Source organism: Rhizobacter sp. (genome assembly GCF_031412075.1).
Classification (GTDB): Bacteria; Pseudomonadota; Gammaproteobacteria; order Burkholderiales; family Burkholderiaceae_C; genus Rhizobacter.
This window is the reverse complement of record NZ_JANOCG010000201.1, coordinates 1-4,197: the sequence shown is the minus strand read 5'-3', so window position 1 is coordinate 4,197 and position 4,197 is coordinate 1. Positions and strand designations below refer to the sequence as shown.

The window sequence follows — 4,197 nt, the reverse complement described above, 5'->3', positions numbered from 1 at the left end:
GTTGAGCAGCCAGGAGAGGTCTCGCAGCACCGCTTCGCGGATCTGCGACTTGTTCATCATGCGAACGTCGTCGGCTTCGACCTGCGACTGCGGGTTGAAGTCCGTCAGGCGATCCAGCAGGGCGGGCTGAAGCCGGTCACGCAGGTTCATGTGGCGGGAGTCAGCTTGATCTCACGCGCTTCCAGCAAACCCATCTCGGCGCTGCTGGTCGAAAGAATTCGCTGGCCTACCCCTGCATATTGATCCGGGCCCAGTTCCACCCACTTGGTGGCGCGGGCGAGCTTCAGAACACCATTGGGTTGCTCTCGGGTGCCGGGGTAGCAGGTCGGCACCAGCGCCACCGAATCGCCACCGTTGGTGAAGGTCAGGTGCACCGGCGCCCACACCATGTCGCGCAGGTCCTCGGGCGCTTCGACGGTGATGGCCGCGAGCGAATCGAAAGGCACCCAGGTATAGCGCCCGTTGAGCACCACTTCGAGCACCGGGCCGAGGCGCGAGTCGGCGTCGGCGATCCAGTCGAAGTTTTCGCCGTTCAAGCTGCCTGCCGTCGTGGGGGCTTGTTCGAAGGCGTTGGCGCGCAGGTGCTGTGCCTGGGCGAGGTTGCCTTGTGCCTCCTGGCCCAGCGCTTCGATCAGCATGGCCACCCAGGCGGCGGGTTGGCCGAAGACAACGGGCGTGGTCTTGCCTGCGAACACTGCGCCACGCACGGCTTCACATTTGATGGCTTCGCGGTAGGTCTGCACCATCGCGAGCGTGCCGTGGTCGAGCTCACCACACACGTCGAGCTGCGCCATGGCGCGCTCCCAGGTGCCCAGCACGCTGAGCAGCTGGAACAGGAAGACGCGCAACTTGGCGTCGCCCGGCTTCTCGCGCACCTGCGCTTGCAATGCCGCGAGGGCTTGCGCCGGGTCACCAGAGGCCAACAGTTCTTGAGGGGTGGCCATGGGCGTCAGGCGGTCATGATTTCGTCTTGGAAGCTGGTGCCTCCGCCGCGCTGGCCACTGGCCTGCTGCAGCTCGTAGTCCACCTGCACCTTGGTGAAGCTGAAGCTGATGCGCTCTACCGCGTCGCCGTTTTCGCCGCACTCGATGTCGAGCGAGTTCACACGGGCGTTGGAGAGCTTGATGGTGAAGTAGTCACGCTGGCCTTCACCGGCCTTGCGCATGGAGAGCTTGGCCTCCTTCACCTCGTCGTTGGTGGCCAGCACGCTCATCAACGCGGTGCTGGTCGCGTCGATGTGCTTGAGCACCACCAGGTCCTTGTAGCTGCGCCGGCCGGTGGCCTGCGAGGAGCCGAGCGCCGAGCTGGCGGCCAAACCCCAGCTCCAGCCTTGCACGACGATCTCTTCCTTGTGGTCGATGGCGCTGCTTTCGCCTTTGAGCTTGCCTGCGCGTTTGGTTTGCACGCTCAGGACGACGTCGATGGCGCCGCCGCCTGAAGTGGGGAGGACTGAAGGCATGATGAATCCTTTGGGAGCCGCACGATCGGGGTTGCCGACCTCACGTCACGCCACATTCCGTTCGCGCTGATCCTTCGACAAACTCAGGAGTAAATGCAAGTCGAAGTGCCGGCGCCGTGGTGCGCGCCGGCTTCGACAGGCTCAGCCCGAACGGCCTTTGGGAGAGCGCTCTCAACTGCTCCAGCTGAGAGCCCGCACGCTTATCGCGTCTCGGTGGTCGAGGTGTTCCAGCCGAACTTGACTTCACCACCCAGGCCACCCTTGTCGTCCTGGGCCTTGTAGGCGAACTCGATGTCCTTGTAGGAGCAGCGCACTTCTTCCTCGATAGCTCCTTCGGAGCCGGCCGACGGCGAAACGCCGGTGACAAACACTTCCTTCATGGTGATCACGAGGAACGCCTTCTGGCCCTCGCCCGCCTTTCGGCAGGTGACCTTGGCGTCTTTGAAGTGCTTGCCGGCAGCGCAGTGTTTGGCCAGCACGGGAGACGCCTTGTCATAGACGTGGGTGATCACGAAGTTGCCTGGCTCGGCCTTGCCACGGCCCGAGCCGCCACCGGTGCTGGCGCCGGAAGCCTGGTTCACTTCCCAGCTCCACGACAGGAGTTCGATTTCTCCCTTGTGGTCTTTGTGGGTGGCTTCGCCTTCGACGCCGTCAAACTTGATGTGGAAATCGCCGCTCATGATTGAAACTCCTAGATGGTTTGAGAAGAAAGTTGCCTGCGCTGGTTATGACGCTGAATGGCAAAAAAACCTGTCGATCGATCTGGGGAAATCTAGTTATGCCGCCTTGGCAGAAGGCAGTTTGGAGACGAGACGCAAAGACACCGTGAGCCCTTCGAGTTGGTAGTGGGGCCGCAGGAAAAACTTCGACGAGTAGTAGCCGGGGTTGCCGGGGATCTCTTCCACCGTCACTTCAGCCGCCGCGAGTGGCTTCTGTGACTTGGTGGTTTCGGACGAGTTGGCCGGGTCGCCGTCGACGTAATTCATGATCCAGTTGTTGAGCCACTTGGCCATGTCTTCCTTCTCCTTGAAGGAGCCCACCTTGTCGCGCACGATGCACTTGAGGTAGTGCGCAAAACGGCAGGTCGCAAAGAGGTAGGGCAGGCGCGCAGCCAGGTTGGCGTTCGCCGTGGCATCGGGGTCGTCGTACTCGGCCGGCTTTTGCAGCGACTGGGCGCCAATGAAAGCGGCAAAGTCGCTGTTCTTGCGGTGCACCAGCGGCATGAAGCCGTTCTTGGCGAGTTCTGCTTCGCGCCGGTCGCTGATGGCGATCTCGGTCGGGCACTTCATGTCGACGCCACCGTCATCGGTGGGGAAGGTGTGCGTCGGCAGGCCTTCGACCGAGCCGCCCGACTCGATGCCGCGGATGCGCGAGCACCAGCCATACATCTTGAAAGAACGGTTGATGTTGACCGCCATCGCATACGCCGAGTTGGCCCAGGTGTACTTGGTGTGGTCGGCGTTGGCGGTTTCTTCCTCGAAGTTGAACTCTTCGACCGGATTCGTCTTGGCGCCGTAAGGAATGCGCGCCAGGAAGCGCGGCATCGCCAGGCCGATGTACTTGGCGTCGTCACTCTCGCGCAGTGAGCGCCAGGCGGCGTATTCGGGCGTGGTGAAAATCTGCGTCAGGTTGCGTGGGTTCGCGAGCTCCTGCCACGAGCCCATTTGCGCGAGGCCCGGGTCGGCAGCAGCGATGAAGGGCGTGTGGGCGGCCGCGGCCACCTTGGCCATCTCGCCCAGCAGCTCCACGTCTTGCGGGCCATGGTTGAAGTAGTAGTCACCGACCAGGCAACCGAAGGGCTCGCCGCCGAACTGGCCGAACTCTTCTTCGTAGACGCGCTTGAAGATGGGACTCTGGTCCCAGGCCGTGCCCTTGTAGCGCTTGAGCGTCTTGCCCAGCTCGGCCTTGCTGATGTTCATCACGCGGATCTTCAGCTGCTCGTCGGTCTCGGTGTTGTTGACCAGGTGATGCAGGCCGCGCCAGGCAGATTCGATCTGCTGGAAATCAGCGTGGTGCATGATCTGATTGATCTGCGAGCTGAGCTTTTCATCCAGCTCGGCGATCATGGCCTCGATGGAGGCGACCACGTCGCTGCCGATCAGCTGGGTCTTGCTCAGCGCCTGTTGCGCCAGTGTGAGCACCGCAGCTTCAACGGCGGATTTGGCTTCGTCGCTCTTGGGCTTGAATTCCTTGTTCAGCAGGCTGGCGAAATCGCCGCCCTGGAATTCAACGCCGCTGAGGGCCGAGGATTGAGTTTGTGCTTCTGCCATGTGGGTTCTCCGTCTTCAATTTTTCCGTTCGGCCTGAGCCTGTCGAAGGGTCTGTCGGCATGCCAAAAAGGCTTCGACAGGCTCAGCCCGAACGGGGTGAGATGAGGTTTGCGCTGGTCTCGCTTACTCGGCCTTGGGTGCGTCGGCCGCCGCCGGGGCGTCGGACGCCTTCTTGGCGCTGGCCAGGCTGTTGAGCAGCGCCGGGTCCGAGATGACCTTGGCGAGCAGCTCTTCAGCACCGGTCTTGCCGTCCATGTAGGTGATGAGGTTGCTCAGCTGCTGGCGTGCGGTGAGCAGCTGGTTGAGCGAGTCGACCTTGCGTGCCACGGCAGCGGGCGAGAAGTCGTCCATGTTCTCGAAGGTGATGTCGACGCTCATGTTGCCTTCGCCGGTGAGGGTGTTGGGCACCTGGAAGGCGACACGCGGCTTCATCGACTTCATGCGGCTGTCGAAGTTGTCGACGTCGAA

The 4,197-nt window shown here is 62.4% G+C and carries 5 protein-coding genes; all 5 read right to left on the bottom strand.

Translation table 11 applies throughout. The annotated features are described in order from the left end of the window. Positions 1-146: 146 nt before the first annotated feature. Positions 147-944, bottom strand: coding sequence for a type VI secretion system accessory protein TagJ (locus RMO40_RS06940; RefSeq protein WP_309718197.1), 798 nt, complete (start codon positions 942-944; stop codon positions 147-149). A 5-nt stretch (positions 945-949) separates the two neighbouring features. After that, positions 950-1,459 carry a type VI secretion system tube protein Hcp gene (locus RMO40_RS06935; RefSeq protein WP_309718194.1) on the bottom strand — a complete coding sequence of 170 codons (510 nt, stop codon included), beginning with the start codon at positions 1,457-1,459 and terminating at the stop codon, positions 950-952. Between the two features lie 200 nt (positions 1,460-1,659). Then, the gene (locus RMO40_RS06930) at positions 1,660-2,139 is read right to left on the bottom strand and encodes a type VI secretion system tube protein Hcp (protein WP_309718191.1); all 480 of its coding nucleotides are present in this window, start codon (positions 2,137-2,139) and stop codon (positions 1,660-1,662) included. Positions 2,140-2,235: 96 nt separating this feature from the next. Further along, entirely contained in the window at positions 2,236-3,729 is a 1,494-nt protein-coding gene (gene tssC, locus RMO40_RS06925; protein ID WP_309718188.1) for a type VI secretion system contractile sheath large subunit, read from the bottom strand. A 123-nt stretch (positions 3,730-3,852) separates the two neighbouring features. Then, positions 3,853-4,197: type VI secretion system contractile sheath small subunit (tssB, locus tag RMO40_RS06920; RefSeq protein ID WP_309718185.1), on the bottom strand; the 345-nt coding region annotated here is incomplete at its 5' end.